Source organism: Marinobacterium sediminicola (genome assembly GCF_022343685.1).
GTDB lineage: Bacteria > Pseudomonadota > Gammaproteobacteria > Pseudomonadales > Balneatricaceae > Marinobacterium > Marinobacterium sediminicola.
This window is the reverse complement of sequence record NZ_CP092123.1, coordinates 3336158-3353805: the sequence shown is the minus strand read 5'-3', so window position 1 is coordinate 3353805 and position 17648 is coordinate 3336158. Positions and strand designations below refer to the sequence as shown.

The window sequence follows — 17648 nt, the reverse complement described above, 5'->3', positions numbered from 1 at the left end:
ATGATGCGATGGCTGGCGCTGCTGCTACTGTTGCTGAATGCGCTGTTGTTGCTGTGGTATGCGCAGCAGCAGGCAGCAGAATCGCCGCCGCCGCAGTCAGAACAGATCAGTCGCTTGAGGCTGCTGCATGAGTTGGGAGGGGCTGAAACGCTCTTGCCACGAGCACAGGTCTGTTACCAGTTCGGTGAGTTCAGCTCGCGCGCGGAGGTTGAGACGGCTGCAGGTCGACTGCGGGGGCTGGGGTTTGAGGCCGATATATCGAAGGCGCCGCCAGGCGTCATTGGATACCGCTTGCGTCTGCCGCGACCGGCCGAGCCGGGGGCGCAGCTTGAACTTCTGGATCGACTGGCACTTGCGGGCTGGGTGCCGCAAACATTTGGGGGTGACTTTGTGCTGGGGCCTTTCATGGGAGAGGTTGCGCGGCAACAGGCAGAAGCGGAACAAAAGGCCATCCGATCCGTGCTGAAACTTGATCTTGCAATGGAGCCGATTCACGATGAAACCCCACTGTTTCGTATACTGGCGAGCATTGCGGAAGGCAGTATTCAGGAGTCCGGATTAGGGCAAATGATGAAGGCTGGCTGGCCTGGAATAAAAATTGAAAAAAAATTGTGCGAGGGGGTTGCGTACCCCCAATCGGATCAGTAAGATACGCACCACTTCGACAGGCAAGGCCGGTATAGCTCAGTTGGTAGAGCAACTGACTTGTAATCAGTAGGTCCGGGGTTCGACTCCTCGTGCCGGCACCATGTCTGTAGAAGGTTTGAAAGGCTGGTGGGGTTCCCGAGTGGCCAAAGGGATCAGACTGTAAATCTGACGCGCAAGCTTCGGTGGTTCGAATCCACCTCCCACCACCATCTCCGTTAAAGCGGGTATGGTATAGTGGCTATTACCTCAGCCTTCCAAGCTGAAGAGGCGGGTTCGATTCCCGCTACCCGCTCCAAACGGAGCAAAAGGAAATAGCGTTATGCTCATGTAGCTCAGGGGTAGAGCACACCCTTGGTAAGGGTGAGGTCGGCGGTTCAAATCCGCCCATGAGCTCCAGTTTTGATGAAGGGTAGATATAGCGATATGTCTACCCTTTGTCGTATTTGGCGTACTTGAAACGACTTGATCAGGTTGACCTTGCCATGGCTAAACAAGCATTTGAACGTAACAAGCCGCACGTTAACGTAGGTACCATCGGCCACGTTGACCACGGTAAAACCACTCTGACCGCTGCGCTGACTCGCGTATGTGCAGAAGTATGGGGCGGCGCTGCCGTTGCTTTCGACGGTATCGATAACGCACCGGAAGAGCGTGAGCGTGGTATCACCATCTCTACTTCACACGTAGAGTACGAATCACCGACTCGCCACTACGCGCACGTAGACTGCCCGGGACACGCTGACTACGTTAAGAACATGATCACTGGTGCTGCTCAGATGGACGGCGCTATCCTGGTATGTTCTGCTGCTGACGGCCCCATGCCGCAGACTCGTGAGCACATCCTGCTGTCTCGTCAGGTAGGCGTACCTTACATCGTTGTGTTCCTGAACAAAGCGGACATGGTTGACGATGAAGAGCTGCTGGAACTGGTAGAGATGGAAGTTCGTGAGCTTCTGGACCAGTACGAATTCCCGGGCGACGACACTCCGATCGTTGTGGGTTCTGCACTGATGGCTCTGAACGGCGAAGACGAGAACGGTTACGGTACTTCTGCTGTCAAGAAGCTGGTTGAGACTCTGGACGAGTACATTCCTGAGCCGCAGCGACTGGTAGACCTGCCGTTCCTGATGCCGATCGAGGACGTATTCTCTATCTCCGGTCGTGGTACCGTAGTAACCGGTCGTATCGAGCGTGGCATCCTGAAAGTGGGTGACGAGATCGAGATCGTTGGTATCAAGGACACCACCAAGACTACCTGTACTGGTGTTGAGATGTTCCGCAAGCTGCTGGACGAAGGTCGTGCAGGCGAGAACGTTGGTGCGCTGCTGCGTGGTACCAAGCGTGACGAAGTTGAGCGTGGTCAGGTACTGTCCAAGCCGGGTTCAATCACTCCGCACACCAAGTTCGAAGGCGAAGTATACGTACTGAGCAAGGAAGAAGGCGGTCGTCACACTCCGTTCTTCAAGGGCTACCGTCCGCAGTTCTACTTCCGTACCACAGACATCACTGGTGCCTGTGAGCTGCCGGAAGGTGTTGAGATGGTAATGCCGGGTGACAACATCCAGATGACTGTTACCCTGATCAACCCGATCGCGATGGAAGACGGTCTGCGCTTCGCAATCCGCGAAGGTGGTCGTACTGTCGGCGCCGGCGTTGTATCCAAAATTATCGAGTAATTTTCGATAATTACCTGTTGCATGCAGGTGGGGAGGCGCATATAATGTGCCTCCCTGTTACGCAACAGGCCAGTAGCTCAACTGGCAGAGCAGCGGTCTCCAAAACCGCAGGTTGGGGGTTCGAGTCCCTCCTGGCCTGCCATTCCTAATCGGGAATGGTGTCACACAAAGCGCAAGCTTTCATTAAGCCGAGGCTCCAAGCGTGAACTCTAAAGTGACTTCCGAAGGATCTAAACTCGATGGCCTGAAGTGGGTTGTCGTGGTCGCATTGGTGGCGGCTGGTGTTGTAGGGAACTCCATTTTTGCTGGTGAGTCTCTGCTCTATCGTGTGCTGGCACTGGTTGCGCTGGCTGTGGTTGCAGGTTTTGTTGCGCTACAGACGGCTAAAGGCAAAGCATTTTTTCAGCTGTTTAAAGAAGCCAAGAACGAGATTCGCAGGGTTGTCTGGCCGACGCGTCAGGAAACGCTGCAGACGACAGTGATCGTCGTATTGGCTGTGTTGCTGGTTGGGCTGGCGCTCTGGGGGCTTGACTCCCTGTTGGGGTGGCTGGTTTCCGGTGCTATTGGTTAAGAGGTGTAAGCATGGACATGGACAAGAAGCGTTGGTATGTCGTGCATGCCTACTCCGGCTACGAAAAGCGCGTCATGAACGCCCTCAAGGAGCGGATCGATCTGCATGGTATGCAGGATCTGTTTGGTGAGGTGCTGGTACCGACCGAAGAAGTGGTCGAGATTCGTGACGGCAAGAAGCGCAAATCCGAGCGCAAGTTTTATCCGGGGTATGTCCTGGTCCAGATGGTCATGAATGACGAGACCTGGCACCTGGTTAAGAACACTCCGCGTGTGATGGGCTTTATTGGCGGTACGGCAGACAAGCCTGCACCGATCACCGAGAAAGAGGCGCAGGAGATTCTTCAGCGCGTCGAAAGTGGTGTCGATAAGCCGCGTCCCAAGACTGTATTTGAACCGGGTGAGATGGTGCGTGTCATCGACGGTCCCTTTGCTGACTTCAACGGCGTGGTCGAAGAGGTCAACTACGAGAAGAACCGTCTGCAGGTTGCCGTGCTCATCTTCGGTCGTTCGACTCCGGTTGAACTGGAATTTACTCAGGTCGAAAAGGCCTGAGTCTGGTAACGAAGCCGCCCGAGGGCGGTTTCGTTGTTGTAAGAAATGGGGAGCCCCAAGGGCGTTTGAACCCAAAGGAGTAGCTTAATGGCTAAGAAAATCAATGCTTATATCAAGCTGCAGGTAAAAGCAGGTCAGGCTAACCCGAGTCCTCCCGTAGGTCCGGCTCTGGGTCAGCACGGTGTTAACATCATGGAGTTCTGTAAAGCGTTCAACGCACAGACTCAGAGCATGGAACCGGGTCTGCCGATTCCTGTGGTTATCACTGTATACAGCGACCGCAGCTTTACTTTCATCACCAAGACTCCTCCGGCGTCTATCCTGCTGAAGAAGGCCGCTGGCCTGAAGAGCGGTTCTGCACGTCCGAATACTGAGAAAGTGGGTTCTGTTACCCGTGCTCAGCTGGAAGAGATTGCGACCACCAAGATGCCGGACCTGACTGCTTCCGATATGGATGCAGCTGTTCGTACCATCGCAGGTAGCGCACGTTCCATGGGTCTGGTCGTAGAGGGTGATGAGTAATGGCTAAGCTGACTAAGCGCCAGAAGGCGATCCGTGAGAAGGTTGAAAGCGGCAAGCTGTACCCGGTTGCAGACGCAGTAGCGCTGCTGGGTGAGATCTCTGCAGTCAAGTTCACCGAGTCTGTTGACGTTGCTGTGAACCTGGGTGTGGATCCGCGTAAATCTGATCAGGTTGTGCGTGGCTCAAGCGTGCTGCCGAACGGTACTGGTAAAGATGTACGTGTTGCCGTATTCGCTCAGGGTGAAAACGCTGAGAAAGCGAAAGCAGCAGGTGCTGACGTGGTTGGCTTCGATGATCTGGCTGAGCAGGTCAAGGCTGGTAACCTGGATTTTGACGTTGTGATCGCAACTCCGGACGCTATGCGTGTGGTCGGTCAGCTGGGTCAGATCTTGGGTCCGCGTGGTCTGATGCCGAACCCGAAAGTTGGTACAGTGACTCCTGATGTGGCCACTGCTGTCAACAATGCCAAGGCTGGTCAGGTGCGTTTCCGTACCGACAAGAACGGTATCATCCACTGCTCCGTTGGCAAGCTAGGCTTCGAAGGCCAGGCTATCAAGGAAAACGTGGAAGCACTGCTGGCTGAGCTCAAGAAGCTGAAGCCTGCGTCTGCCAAAGGCGTATACGTTAAGAAAGTGACCCTGTCCACTACCATGGGCCCGGGTCTGGCGATCGATCAGTCCTCTCTGAGCTTCTGATCGACGTAAAGGTTTTTTGAGGGTCTTCGTGACCTGTAATACAGAGACGAAGGCCGTCAAAGACCGCAGGTGATGTTCCACCTTCGGGTGGCGGCATCTTAATGGAAACACCAGCCTGCGCAGACGGTGAGATTCACGCGAATCAAAAACCACCGTACTCAGAAGCCCCGCAAGGGGTGGTTGGTAAACAGTCGAAAGACTAAATCCAGGAGTAAATCGTGGCATTAGGACTCGAAGACAAAAAAGCGATCGTCGCTGAAGTCCAGGAAGCTGCCAAGTCTGCTCTGTCTGCAGTTGTTGCCGATTCTCGCGGCGTAACTGTAGAGCAGATGACTGCTCTGCGAAAAGAAGCCCGTGAAAATGGCGTATGGCTGAAAGTCGTACGTAACACCCTGGCTCGTCGCGCAGTAGAAGGCACTGACTACGCATGTCTGCAGGACAGCTTTGTCGGTCCGACCATCATCGCATTCTCCACCGAGCACCCGGGTGCCGGTGCGCGTATCCTCAAGGATTTCGCGAAGAGCAACGAGCAGTTTGAACTGAAAACTGCTGCGTTCGAAGGCGAAGTGGTTGACATCGCAATGCTGGCAAGCCTGCCGACTTACGACGAAGCTATCGCCAAGCTGATGAGCGTCATGAAAGAAGCTGCAGCTGGCAAGCTGGTTCGTACCATTGCGGCAATTCGCGACCAGAAAGAGCAGGAAGCTGCCTAAGACTTCTTCTTGGCTGTTTCTTGAAAGTTTTAACGAGCTATCGCTCTACCCAATTATCAGGATTTGAATCATGTCTCTGACTCACGAAGATATCATCAACGCTGTTGCTGAAATGTCTGTTAAGGACGTTGTTGCTCTGATCGAAGCAATGGAAGAAAAATTCGGTGTTACCGCTGCTGCTGCCGTAATGGCTGGCCCGGCTGGCGACGCTGGTGCTGCTGAAGAGCAGACTGAGTTCACCGTTGTTCTGGCTTCTGCTGGTGACAAGAAAGTAAACGTCATCAAGGCTGTTCGTGGCGCTACCGGTCTGGGCCTGAAAGAAGCCAAAGAACTGGTTGACGGCGCTCCGTCTACAGTGAAAGAAGGCGCTTCTAAAGAAGAAGCTGAAGCTCTGAAGAAAGAGCTGGAAGAAGCTGGCGCGACTGTTGAGCTCAAGTAATCGCGTTGATGCGCAAAAAGCAGCGTAAAACTGCTTGAAAAGCGTATGGCTGGTGGCGTTACGCCACCGGCCTTTTTCCGTTATTTATAGACAGCAAATAAATAATGGCTACACAGCCCGTTCGCAGGCCTGCGAGGGGGACTGGCTTCTCAACCTGGGTGCAGATGCTGGGGAACACTGATGGCTTATTCATATACTGAGAAGAAACGCATTCGCAAGAATTTCGCTAAGTTGCGGCAGGTTATGGATGTGCCATACCTGTTGGCGATTCAGCTCGACTCCTACCGTCGCTTCTTGCAGGACGGCAGCGCTGGCGAAGGACGTCGTGACGAAGGCTTGCACGCTGCGTTCAATTCCGTATTTCCAATTGTCTCTTACTCTGGCAACGCAGCCCTCGAGTACGCCGGCTACCGCCTGGGCGAACCCGTATTCGACGTGAAAGAGTGTCAGCAGCGTGGTATCACCTACGCAGCGCCTCTGCGCGTCAAAGTGCGCCTGGTGATCTATGACCGCGATTCGTCTACCAAGGCGGTCAAAGACATCAAGGAGCAGGAAGTCTACATGGGCGAAATGCCCCTGATGACTGAAAACGGTACCTTTGTTGTAAACGGTACCGAGCGTGTAATCGTGTCCCAGTTGCACCGTTCACCGGGTGTGTTCTTTGACCATGACAAGGGCAAGACTCACTCCTCCGGCAAACTGCTGTATTCCGCACGTATCATTCCCTACCGTGGCTCCTGGCTCGACTTCGAGTTCGATCCCAAGGATAGCCTGTTCGTACGTATCGACCGTCGCCGTAAACTGCCGGCAACGATTCTGCTGCGTGCGCTGGGTTACGAAGCGGAAGAGATTCTGGAAACCTTCTTTGATACCACTGGCTGGACTCTGGAAGACGACAGCATCTGGATGGACCTGATTCCGGAACGCCTGCGCGGCGAAACCATGTCCTTCGAAATCAAGGACCCGGAAGGTAACGTCATTGTGGAAGCGGGTCGTCGTATCACCCCGCGTCACATTCGTCAGATGGCCAAGGCCGGTATGCAGCAGCTGAATGTTCCGGCTGAATACCTGATCGGCAAGGCGCTGGCACGTAACCTGGTCGATCCGACGACCGGTGAGCTGATCGCCAACTGCAACGCCGAGATCACCGAAGAGCTGATCGGCAAGATGCAGGTGCTGGGCATTGATCGCATCGAGACACTGTACACCAACGATCTGGATTGTGGATCGTTCATTTCAGACACTCTGCGTATCGACCCGACCCGCAACCAGCTTGAAGCACTGGTCGAAATCTACCGCATGATGCGTCCGGGCGAGCCGCCCACGAAGGAATCAGCTGAAGGGCTGTTTGAGAACCTGTTCTTCTCTGACGAACGCTATGACCTGTCCGCGGTTGGTCGTATGAAGTTCAACCGTCGCCTGGGTCGCGAAGAAGTGACTGGCAATGGCATCCTGGATAAGGATGACATTCTGGACGTGATGAAGACCCTGATCGACATCCGTAACGGTAAGGGCACTGTCGACGACATCGACCACCTGGGTAACCGTCGTATCCGTTCCGTCGGTGAAATGGCCGAGAACCAGTTCCGTGTCGGTCTGGTTCGTGTTGAACGCGCCGTGCGTGAACGTCTGTCCATGGCTGAGTCCGACAACCTGATGCCTCAGGATCTGATCAACGCCAAGCCGGTGGCCGCTGCGATCAAGGAGTTCTTCGGTTCATCCCAGTTGTCCCAGTTCATGGACCAGAACAACCCGCTGTCCGAAGTGACGCACAAGCGACGTGTGTCTGCCTTGGGTCCGGGTGGTCTGACCCGCGAACGTGCTGGCTTCGAAGTGCGAGACGTACACCCGACTCACTATGGTCGTGTATGTCCGATCGAGACTCCTGAAGGTCCGAACATCGGCCTGATCAACTCGCTGGCGGTATTCGCCCGCACCAACGACTACGGCTTCCTGGAAACACCGTACCGTCGTGTCGTCGATGGCAAGGTAACCGACGAAATCGATTACCTGTCCGCGATTGAAGAAAACAAGTATGTCATCGCCCAGGCCTCTGCAGCCATGGATGATGAAGGTCGTCTGACTGATGAACTGGTTGCAGTGCGTCACCTGAACGAATTCACCGTAATGGGCCCGGAACGTGTCCAGTACATGGACGTGTCGCCGCGTCAGGTGGTATCCGTTGCAGCGTCCCTGATTCCGTTCCTTGAACACGATGACGCCAACCGTGCATTGATGGGTTCCAACATGCAGCGTCAGGCCGTGCCGACTCTGCGTGCCGAGAAGCCGCTGGTGGGTACCGGTATCGAGCGCAACGTGGCTCAGGACTCCGGTGTCTGTGTGGTTGCTCGTCGTGGCGGTGTGATCGAGTCCGTAGATGCTGCGCGCATCGTGGTTCGTGTTCACGATGACGAAGTACAGGCCGGTGATGCCGGTGTGGATATCTACAACCTGACCAAGTACGTGCGGTCCAACCAGAACACCTGTATCAACCAGCGTTCAATTGTGAACCCGGGTGATGTGGTACAGCGTGGTGACGTGATGGCCGATGGCCCGTCTGTCGATCTGGGTGAGCTGGCACTGGGCCAGAACATGCGTATCGCGTTCATGCCTTGGAACGGTTACAACTTCGAGGACTCCATCCTCATCTCCGAGCGTGTGGTTCAGGAAGACCGTTTTACCACTATCCACATTCAGGAACTGACCTGTGTGGCTCGTGATACCAAGCTGGGGCCGGAAGAAATTACTTCCGATATCCCCAATGTGGGCGAGTCCGCGCTGGCCAAGCTGGATGAAGCCGGTATCGTACATATCGGTGCTGAAGTGGGGCCGGGCGACATTCTGGTCGGTAAAGTGACACCAAAAGGTGAAACCCAGCTGACACCGGAAGAGAAGCTGCTGCGTGCGATCTTCGGTGAAAAAGCGTCCGATGTTAAGGACACTTCTCTTCGCGTGAAGACCGGTACTGTCGGCAAGGTGATCGACGTTCAGGTGTTCACCCGTGATGGTGTACAGAAAGACGAGCGTGCTCTGTCTATCGAAAAGTCCGAGCTGGATGCGATCCGCAAGGACCTGAACGAAGAGTTCCGGATTGTCGAGCAGGCAACCTTCGAACGTCTGCAGCGTAAGCTGGTTGGCCTGAGTGCTGAAGGCGGCGCTGGCCTGAAGAAGGGCGAAGTCATCAGTGACGAGTTCCTGGCAGGTCTGAAGAAGTCCGAATGGTTCAAGATTCGTGTCGCAGACGAAGCGATCAGCGAAGAACTGGAACTGGCCAAGAAGCAGCTGGAAGAGCGTCGTGAGCAACTCGACAAGCGCTTCGAAGACAAGAAGAGCAAGCTGCAGACCGGTGATGATCTGGCTCCGGGCGTACTGAAGATCGTCAAGGTTTACGTGGCCACCAAGCGTCGCGTACAGCCGGGTGACAAGATGGCGGGTCGTCACGGTAACAAGGGTGTTATCTCCGTGATCATGCCGGTGGAAGACATGCCTTACGACAAGCATGGTGAGCCGGTAGACATCGTCCTTAACCCTCTGGGTGTACCTTCACGTATGAACGTGGGTCAGATCCTGGAGACGCACCTGGGTATGGCGGCGACCGGACTGGGTCGCAAGATCAATGCCATGCTTGAGCAGGAGCAGGCCAAGGCCGAGAAGGTCAAGGCGCTGCGTGAATTCCTGCACCAGATCTACAATGGTGAACATGGTGGTCGTCCTGCCGGTCATCAGGAAGATCTGGACAGCTTCAGTGATGATGAAATCCTGGAACTGGCGGCTAACCTGCGTCGTGGCGTACCGCTGGCAACGCCGGTATTCGATGGTGCCAAGGAAAGTGAAATCAAGGCGCTGCTGCGTCTGGCAGATATGGACGACAGTGGTCAGGTACGCCTGTACGATGGCCGCACCGGTGACCTCTTCGACCGTCCGGTAACCGTAGGTTACATGTACATGCTGAAGTTGAACCACCTGGTCGACGACAAGATGCACGCACGTTCCACCGGCTCCTACAGCCTGGTTACCCAGCAGCCGCTGGGTGGTAAGGCGCAGTTCGGTGGTCAGCGTTTCGGTGAGATGGAGGTCTGGGCACTGGAAGCTTACGGTGCCGCCTACACCCTGCAGGAGATGCTGACCGTGAAGTCGGACGATGTGAATGGCCGTACCAAGATGTACAAGAACATCGTCGACGGCGATCATCGTATGGAACCGGGCATGCCGGAATCGTTCAACGTATTGATCAAGGAAATCCGCTCACTCGGTATTGATATCGAGCTTGAGAGCGAATAAGTCCTGAATGATCACCAGTCGGGGCCCTTTTCGATAAAGGGCTCCGGCGCAGAGAACTCCGCGAGGAGCTATAGACAATGAAAGATTTGCTGAATCTGCTGAAGTCCCAGGGACAGTCCGAAGAGTTCGACTCCATTCGCGTATCCCTGGCATCACCGGACATGATCCGTTCCTGGTCCTACGGTGAAGTTAAAAAGCCGGAAACTATCAACTACCGTACCTTCAAACCGGAGCGTGACGGCCTGTTCTGCGCCAAGATCTTCGGCCCGGTGAAGGACTACGAGTGTCTGTGCGGCAAGTACAAGCGCATGAAGCACCGTGGTGTTATCTGTGAGAAGTGTGGCGTTGAAGTGACCCAGACCAAAGTGCGTCGTGAGCGCATGGGTCACATTGAGCTGGCCTCTCCGGTTGCTCATATCTGGTTCCTCAAGTCACTGCCGTCCCGTATCGGTCTGATGCTGGATATGACCCTGCGTGACATCGAGCGTGTGCTTTACTTTGAGTCCTTTGTCGTAATCGAACCAGGCATGACCACGCTGGAGCGTGGACAAATGCTGAACGACGAGCAGTACTTTGAAGCGCTGGAAGAGTTTGGCGACGAATTCGATGCGCGCATGGGTGCCGAGGCGGTCAAGGAACTGCTGGCTTCCATCGATCTTGAAGAAGAGTGTCAGCAACTGCGTGAAGAGCTGCCGCAGACCAACTCCGAAACCAAGATCAAGAAACTGTCCAAGCGTTTGAAGCTGCTCGAAGCTTTCCTGAAGTCCGGCAACAATCCTGCCTGGATGATCATGGAAGTGCTGCCGGTTCTGCCGCCGGACCTGCGTCCGCTGGTACCGCTGGATGGTGGCCGATTCGCGACCTCCGATCTGAACGATCTGTATCGTCGCGTGATCAACCGTAACAACCGTCTGAAGCGACTGCTGGACCTGAATGCACCGGACATCATCGTGCGCAACGAGAAGCGCATGCTGCAGGAGTCCGTCGATGCACTGCTGGATAACGGCCGTCGCGGTCGTGCCATTACCGGATCCAACAAGCGTCCGCTGAAATCCCTGGCCGATATGATCAAGGGTAAGCAGGGTCGTTTCCGTCAGAACCTGCTCGGTAAGCGTGTGGATTACTCCGGCCGTTCCGTAATCGTGGTCGGTCCTTACCTGCGCCTGCACCAGTGTGGTCTGCCGAAGAAAATGGCATTGGAACTGTTCAAGCCGTTCATCTTCTCCAAGCTGGAATTGCGTGGTCACGCGACCACTATCAAGGCCGCCAAGAAGATGGTCGAGCGCGAAGAGCCGCTGGTTTGGGATATCCTCGATGAAGTGATTCGTGAGCACCCGGTTCTGTTGAACCGTGCGCCGACACTGCACCGTCTGGGTATCCAGGCGTTCGAACCGGTCCTGATCGAAGGTAAGGCGATTCAGCTGCACCCGCTGGTCTGTGCGGCTTACAACGCCGACTTTGACGGTGACCAGATGGCAGTACACGTGCCGCTGACACTGGAAGCCCAGCTCGAAGCCCGTGCGCTGATGATGTCGACCAACAATATCCTGTCACCGGCGAACGGCGAGCCGATCATCGTGCCGTCTCAGGACGTGGTACTGGGTCTGTACTACATGACCCGTGAGCGTGTCGCTGCCAAGGGCGAAGGCATGGTCTTCTCTGACATCAAGGAAGTCCAGCGTGCCCACGGCGCCGGTCAGGTGCATCTGCAGGCGCGTATCAAGGTCCGTATCCGTGAAGTTATCCGTGATATCGAAGGCAACGTAGAAGAGCGCTATGGCTTGCAGGACACCACTGTCGGTCGTGCCATGCTGTTCGATATTGTTCCGGCGGGACTGCCGTTCTCTCTGGTCAACCAGACCATGAAGAAGAAGGCGATCTCCAAGCTGTTGAACGAAGCCTATCGCCGCTGTGGTCTGAAAGATACGGTTATCTTTGCTGACCAGCTGATGTACACCGGTTTCCGTCAGGCAACCATGTCCGGTTCTTCTATCGGCGTAAACGACTTCGAAATTCCGGCCGAGAAGGTTGAAATCATCGCCGAAGCGGATGCCGAAGTTAAAGAGATCGAGCGTCAGTTCGCTGACGGTCTGGTAACTCAGGGCGAGAAATACAACAAGGTTATCGACATCTGGTCACGTGCCAACGAGCTGCTGGCCAAGAAGATGATGGATAACCTGAAAGTGGATATCGTGACCGATGCTGAAGGCAATCAGATAGAGCAGGAGTCGTTCAACTCCGTCTACATGATGGCCGACTCCGGTGCGCGTGGTAGCGCCGCTCAGATTCGTCAGCTGGCCGGTATGCGAGGCCTGATGGCGAAGCCGGACGGCTCCATCATCGAGACACCGATCGTAGCGAACTTCCGTGAAGGTCTGAACGTACTCCAGTACTTCATCTCCACGCACGGTGCGCGTAAGGGTCTTGCAGATACTGCATTGAAGACCGCTAACTCCGGTTACCTGACCCGTCGTCTGGTTGACGTGGCTCAGGACGTGGTGATTACGGAAGAAGATTGCGGTACCGATCGTGGCGTTATCGTACAGCCGATGATCGAGGGTGGTGATGTGATCGTGACCCTGGGTGAGCGAGTACTGGGCCGTGTTGTGGCCGAGGACGTGCTGAACCCGGCCGAGACCGAAACGCTGATCCCGGCAGGTACCCTGATCGATGAAGCCTGGGTGCATCGTCTGGAAAATGATGAAGCCTACAGCGGTATTGATGAGATCGTGGTTCGCTCTGCAATCACCTGTGAATCTCAGCACGGTATTTGCTCCAACTGTTATGGTCGCGACCTGGGTCGTGGGCATCTGGTCAACCGTGGTGAAGCTGTCGGTGTAATCGCCGCTCAGTCAATCGGTGAGCCGGGTACACAGCTGACCATGCGTACGTTCCACATCGGTGGTGCGGCTTCTCGAGCGGCTGCGGTTGACAGCATTCAGGTGAAGAACGGTGGCGAGATTCGTCTGCATAACCTGAAGTTTGTAGAGCGTACCGATGGTAACCTGGTGGCCACTTCCCGTTCCGGTGAGCTGGGCGTCACCGATGAGCACGGCCGTGAGCGCGAGCGCTACAAGCTCCCATACGGTGCCATCATCAAGGTACGTGACGGCTCCAAGGTCGATGCCGGTGCTGTTGTCGCCAACTGGGACCCGCATACTCACCCGATCGTCACTGAAGTGGCGGGTAAGGTCGAGTTCGTCGGCATGGAAGACGGTATTACCATCAAGCGTCAGACGGATGAGCTGACCGGTCTGTCCACGATCGAAATTCTCGATGCGAAGGATCGTCCGCAGGCTGGCAAGGACATCCGTCCGATGATCAAGCTGGTCGATGCCAATGGTAACGACGTGTACCACCCGGGTACCGAAATGCCGGCGCAGTACCTGCTGCCAGCTAAAGCGATCGTCAACCTGAATGATGGTGCGGAAGTACAGATCGGTGACATCCTGGCGCGTATTCCGCAGGAAGGCTCGGTCAACAAGGACATTACCGGTGGTCTGCCACGAGTTGCCGACCTGTTCGAAGCGCGTAAGCCGAAAGAGTCTGCCGTACTGGCAGAAGTGTCCGGTAGCGTAACCTTCGGCAAGGAAACCAAGGGCAAGCGTCGCATCGTGATTACGCCGAATGACGGCAGTGATCCGGTTGAGACCATGATCCAAAAATGGCGAAACCTGAACGTATTCGAAGGTGAAACCGTTGAGAAGGGTGAAGTGCTGTCTGACGGTCCGTCGAACGCACATGACATCCTTCGAATTCTGGGTGTTAAAGAACTGGCCAAGTACATCGTCAGCGAAATTCAGGAGGTTTATCGCCTCCAGGGTGTTGCGATCAACGATAAGCATATCGAAGTAATCGTGCGCCAGATGTTGCGCAAGGCTGAAATCGTTGATGCCGGTGACTCTGACTTCATTCCGGGTGACCAGGTTGAATACGCGGCTATCGTTGAAGAGAACAAGCGTCTGGAAGCCGAAGGCAAGATTACCTGTAAGTACGAGCGTGTACTGCTGGGTATCACCAAGGCATCTCTGGCAACCGAATCCTTCATCTCTGCGGCGTCGTTCCAGGAAACGACTCGCGTACTGACCGAAGGTGCGGTAACCGGCAAGCGCGACTTCCTGCGTGGCCTGAAAGAAAACGTTGTTGTGGGTCGTCTGATTCCGGCAGGTACCGGTTTGGCGTACCACAGCGAACGCAAGCGTAAACGTCAAATGGCAACAGAGGGCGTCACTGTAAGTGCAGAAGAAGTGCAGCAGGCACTGACGGAAGCACTGAACGCCTCCATGTCGCCAGACGCTGAGTAAATATTGCTCAATAATTGACGTCGGGGGCCGGAATTGATTAAAATTCCGGCCCTTTCGTGCTGGATAGCAATCCGGCTTTTTAATGGTGCTTATAAACCAAACGTGGAGTTTGCTTAATGGCAACAATCAACCAGTTGGTACGCAAGCCGCGTAAGCGCAAGGTACAGCAGAGCGACGTTCGTGCGCTTCAGGCATGTCCGCAGCGTCGCGGTGTATGTACCCGTGTTTACACTACTACTCCGAAGAAGCCGAACTCGGCTCTGCGTAAAGTATGTCGTGTGCGTCTGACCAACGGCTTTGAAGTGTCTTCCTACATCGGTGGTGAAGGTCACAACCTGCAGGAACACTCCGTTGTTCTGATCCGTGGCGGTCGAGTAAAGGACCTCCCGGGTGTTCGTTACCACACTGTTCGCGGTTCTTTGGACTGCTCTGGTGTTAACGATCGTAAACAGGGTCGTTCCAAGTACGGTACCAAGCGTCCCAAGTCCTAATTCCGTCGGTCCGACGGTAGCGCTGTTCCAGCAGGTGGCCGCTTAGGGTTACGCAGCTGTTAAAGCAAGACCGAAAGACGATAAGAGTAAGGGCGGATGTGTATACATACCGCAATATCCTGAAGACCTTAAACAATTTTTAGAGGGCTTATCCATGCCAAGAAGACGCGTCGCTGCGAAGCGTGAAATCCTGCCGGATCCTAAGTTCGGTAACATTACTCTGGCAAAATTCATCAACCACCTGATGGTACACGGCAAGAAATCTGTTGCTGAGCGTATCGTTTACGGTGCGATGGAAAAGATTGAAGAACGCACCAAGCAGGACCCGCTGGAGCTGTTCGAAAAAGCACTGGAAACCGTACAGCCGCTGGTTGAGGTTAAATCCCGCCGTGTAGGTGGTGCTACTTACCAGGTGCCTGTAGAAGTACGTCCCGCTCGTCGTATGGCTCTGTCCATGCGCTGGCTTGTAGATGCTGCCCGTAAGCGTGGTGAAAAATCCATGGCGCTGCGTCTCGCTGGTGAGCTGGTTGACGCTTCCGAAGGTCGTGGTGCTGCTGTCAAGAAACGTGAAGACGTGCATCGCATGGCTGAAGCCAACAAGGCTTTCGCTCACTACCGCTTCTAAACATCAGAGGAAATTGTCGTGGCTCGTAAGACACCTATCGAGCGCTACCGTAATATCGGTATTTGCGCTCACGTAGACGCCGGCAAGACCACCACTACAGAGCGTATCCTGTTCTACACAGGTCTGTCTCACAAGATCGGTGAAGTGCATGACGGTGCCGCTACCATGGACTGGATGGAGCAGGAACAGGAGCGTGGTATTACCATCACCTCTGCTGCTACTACCACGTTCTGGGCGGGTATGAACCAGCAGTTCGACCAGCACCGCATCAACATCATCGATACTCCGGGGCACGTTGACTTCACTATCGAAGTAGAACGTTCACTGCGAGTACTGGATGGTGCTGTAGTGGTTCTGTGTGCATCTTCCGGTGTACAGCCGCAGACCGAGACTGTATGGCGTCAGGCCAACAAGTACGAAGTACCGCGTATGGTGTTCGTCAACAAGATGGACCGCGCCGGTGCAGACTTCTTCATGGTTGAGTCTCAGCTGAAGAAGCGCCTGGGCGCTGTAACTGTGCCGATCAATATCCCGATCGGTGCGGAAGACAACTTCAAGGGCGTTGTCGACCTGATCCGCATGAAAGCAATCATGTGGAACGAAGCAGATCAGGGTATGACCTACGAGCTGGAAGATATCCCGGCTGATCTGCAGGCGAAGGCTGAAGAATACCGCGAGATGATGATCGAAGCGGCAGCCGAAGCCAGTGAAGAACTGATGGACAAGTACCTCGAAGAAGGTGAGCTGTCAGACGAAGAAGTTAAGGCCGGTCTGCGTCAGCGTACTCTGGCTAACGAAATCGTTCTGATGGCAGCCGGTTCTGCATTCAAGAACAAGGGCGTTCAGGCGGTTCTGGATGCGGTCATCGAATACCTGCCGTCTCCGACTGAAGTTAAGGCGATCGAAGGTACTCTTGACGACGCGGCTGAAACTGTTGCGACTCGTGAAGCTGATGACAATGCACCGTTCTCTGCGCTGGCATTCAAGATCGCAACCGACCCGTTCGTAGGTACACTGACCTTCGTTCGCGTCTACTCCGGTGTTCTGAACTCTGGTGACAGCGTGTACAACTCTGTCAAGCAGAAGAAAGAGCGTGTTGGTCGTATGGTGCAGATGCACGCCAACAGCCGTGAAGAGATCAAAGAAGTACTGGCAGGTGACATCGCGGCCCTGATCGGCCTGAAGGATGTGACCACTGGTGATACCCTGTGTGATCTGGACAACAAGATTGTTCTGGAGCGCATGGAGTTCCCTGAGCCCGTAATCGCTGTTGCGGTAGAGCCGAAGTCCAAGGCCGACCAGGAGAAAATGGGTGTTGCACTGGGTAAATTGGCCCAGGAGGACCCGTCTTTCCGTGTTGAAACTGATGAAGAAACCGGTCAGACCATCATCTCCGGTATGGGTGAGCTGCACCTGGACATCATCGTTGACCGTATGAAGCGTGAGTTCAAGGTGGAAGCGAACATCGGTAAGCCGCAGGTGGCCTACCGTGAGCGTATCCGCAGCTCTGTTGTGGCAAACCACAAGTTTGCTCGTCAGTCCGGTGGTCGTGGTCAGTACGGTCACGTAGTGATCGAGTTCAGCCCGAGTGATGATGAAGGGCTGGAGTTCGTGAACGAGATCGTTGGTGGTGTAATTCCGAAGGAATACATCCCGGCAATCCAGAAAGGTATCGAAGAGCAGATGAAGAACGGTGTTATCGCCGGTTATCCGCTCATCGGTCTGAAGGCACGTCTGTATGACGGTTCCTTCCATGAAGTTGACTCCAACGAGATGGCGTTTAAAATCGCCGCATCTCAGGCTCTCAAGAAGTATGCACAGCAAGCAAATCCGTGCCTGCTTGAGCCGATGATGAAAGTTGAAGTTGTAACCCCTGAAGAGTACATGGGTGACGTGATGGGCGACCTGAACCGTCGTCGTGGTCTGGTTCAGGGTATGGAAGACAGCACTTCCGGCAAGATCATCAATGCTCAGGTACCCCTGGGTGAAATGTTCGGTTACGCTACTGACCTGCGCTCTGCGTCTCAGGGTCGTGCGACGTATTCCATGGAGTTCGAGTGCTACGCTGAAGCTCCGCAGAATATCGCCGAAGCCGTTATCAAGCAGAACTGATAAGCCAATTACTGAAT

13 protein-coding genes and 5 tRNA genes are annotated in these 17648 nt (G+C 54.8%); all 18 read left to right on the top strand.

Annotated elements, in window-relative coordinates; all coding sequences use genetic code 11:
• Positions 1 to 648 (top strand): SPOR domain-containing protein, encoded by a 648-nt coding sequence (locus LN244_RS15385; RefSeq protein ID WP_239040635.1) that lies wholly within the window; start codon positions 1 to 3, stop codon positions 646 to 648.
• Between the two features lie 25 nt (positions 649 to 673).
• Positions 674 to 749, top strand: a tRNA-Thr gene (locus LN244_RS15380).
• A gap of 24 nt (positions 750 to 773) precedes the next feature.
• A tRNA-Tyr gene (locus LN244_RS15375) sits at positions 774 to 857 on the top strand.
• Positions 858 to 868: 11 nt separating this feature from the next.
• Positions 869 to 943 (top strand) — tRNA-Gly (locus LN244_RS15370).
• 26 nt (positions 944 to 969) lie between these two features.
• Positions 970 to 1044 (top strand) — tRNA-Thr (locus LN244_RS15365).
• A gap of 86 nt (positions 1045 to 1130) precedes the next feature.
• A complete protein-coding gene (gene tuf / locus LN244_RS15360; RefSeq protein WP_239040624.1) occupies positions 1131 to 2324 on the top strand; it encodes an elongation factor Tu in 1194 nt (397 codons plus the stop codon).
• A gap of 66 nt (positions 2325 to 2390) precedes the next feature.
• A tRNA-Trp gene (locus LN244_RS15355) sits at positions 2391 to 2466 on the top strand.
• A gap of 60 nt (positions 2467 to 2526) precedes the next feature.
• On the top strand, positions 2527 to 2895 hold the full coding sequence (secE, locus tag LN244_RS15350; RefSeq protein ID WP_239040634.1) for a preprotein translocase subunit SecE: 369 nt from the start codon (positions 2527 to 2529) through the stop codon (positions 2893 to 2895).
• An 11-nt stretch (positions 2896 to 2906) separates the two neighbouring features.
• The gene (nusG, locus tag LN244_RS15345) at positions 2907 to 3449 is read left to right on the top strand and encodes a transcription termination/antitermination protein NusG (RefSeq protein ID WP_239040633.1); all 543 of its coding nucleotides are present in this window, start codon (positions 2907 to 2909) and stop codon (positions 3447 to 3449) included.
• A gap of 87 nt (positions 3450 to 3536) precedes the next feature.
• Entirely contained in the window at positions 3537 to 3971 is a 435-nt protein-coding gene (gene rplK, locus LN244_RS15340) for a 50S ribosomal protein L11 (RefSeq protein WP_239040632.1), read from the top strand.
• Complete coding sequence (gene rplA, locus LN244_RS15335; RefSeq protein ID WP_239040631.1) at positions 3971 to 4666, top strand: 50S ribosomal protein L1; 696 nt, start codon at positions 3971 to 3973, stop codon at positions 4664 to 4666. The genes rplK and rplA overlap by 1 nt, the downstream gene beginning before the upstream one ends.
• A 218-nt stretch (positions 4667 to 4884) precedes the next feature.
• Positions 4885 to 5379, top strand: coding sequence for a 50S ribosomal protein L10 (gene rplJ, locus LN244_RS15330; RefSeq protein WP_239040630.1), 495 nt, complete (start codon positions 4885 to 4887; stop codon positions 5377 to 5379).
• 70 nt (positions 5380 to 5449) lie between these two features.
• Positions 5450 to 5818, top strand: coding sequence for a 50S ribosomal protein L7/L12 (gene rplL / locus LN244_RS15325; RefSeq protein ID WP_239040629.1), 369 nt, complete (start codon positions 5450 to 5452; stop codon positions 5816 to 5818).
• A gap of 180 nt (positions 5819 to 5998) precedes the next feature.
• Complete coding sequence (gene rpoB, locus LN244_RS15320) at positions 5999 to 10099, top strand: DNA-directed RNA polymerase subunit beta (protein WP_239040628.1); 4101 nt, start codon at positions 5999 to 6001, stop codon at positions 10097 to 10099.
• Between the two features lie 77 nt (positions 10100 to 10176).
• A complete protein-coding gene (gene rpoC / locus LN244_RS15315) occupies positions 10177 to 14403 on the top strand; it encodes a DNA-directed RNA polymerase subunit beta' (RefSeq protein WP_239040627.1) in 4227 nt (1408 codons plus the stop codon).
• A 116-nt stretch (positions 14404 to 14519) separates the two neighbouring features.
• Positions 14520 to 14894: a 30S ribosomal protein S12 gene (rpsL, locus tag LN244_RS15310; RefSeq protein WP_010325525.1), complete on the top strand. Its 375-nt coding sequence runs from the start codon at positions 14520 to 14522 to the stop codon at positions 14892 to 14894.
• 154 nt (positions 14895 to 15048) lie between these two features.
• On the top strand, positions 15049 to 15519 hold the full coding sequence (gene rpsG / locus LN244_RS15305) for a 30S ribosomal protein S7 (RefSeq protein ID WP_239040626.1): 471 nt from the start codon (positions 15049 to 15051) through the stop codon (positions 15517 to 15519).
• An 18-nt stretch (positions 15520 to 15537) separates the two neighbouring features.
• Positions 15538 to 17631, top strand: a complete 2094-nt coding sequence (gene fusA, locus LN244_RS15300; RefSeq protein WP_239040625.1) for an elongation factor G — start codon at positions 15538 to 15540, stop codon at positions 17629 to 17631.
• Positions 17632 to 17648: the final 17 nt, after the last annotated feature.

Coding starts and splice junctions, on each gene's coding strand:
- LN244_RS15385 (WP_239040635.1), top strand. CDS start 1: ATGATGCGATGGCTGGCGCTGCTGCTACTGTTGCTGAATGCGCTGTTG.
- tuf (WP_239040624.1), top strand. CDS start 1,131: ATGGCTAAACAAGCATTTGAACGTAACAAGCCGCACGTTAACGTAGGT.
- nusG (WP_239040633.1), top strand. CDS start 2,907: ATGGACATGGACAAGAAGCGTTGGTATGTCGTGCATGCCTACTCCGGC.
- rplK (WP_239040632.1), top strand. CDS start 3,537: ATGGCTAAGAAAATCAATGCTTATATCAAGCTGCAGGTAAAAGCAGGT.
- rplA (WP_239040631.1), top strand. CDS start 3,971: ATGGCTAAGCTGACTAAGCGCCAGAAGGCGATCCGTGAGAAGGTTGAA.
- rplL (WP_239040629.1), top strand. CDS start 5,450: ATGTCTCTGACTCACGAAGATATCATCAACGCTGTTGCTGAAATGTCT.
- rpoB (WP_239040628.1), top strand. CDS start 5,999: ATGGCTTATTCATATACTGAGAAGAAACGCATTCGCAAGAATTTCGCT.
- rpoC (WP_239040627.1), top strand. CDS start 10,177: ATGAAAGATTTGCTGAATCTGCTGAAGTCCCAGGGACAGTCCGAAGAG.
- rpsL (WP_010325525.1), top strand. CDS start 14,520: ATGGCAACAATCAACCAGTTGGTACGCAAGCCGCGTAAGCGCAAGGTA.
- rpsG (WP_239040626.1), top strand. CDS start 15,049: ATGCCAAGAAGACGCGTCGCTGCGAAGCGTGAAATCCTGCCGGATCCT.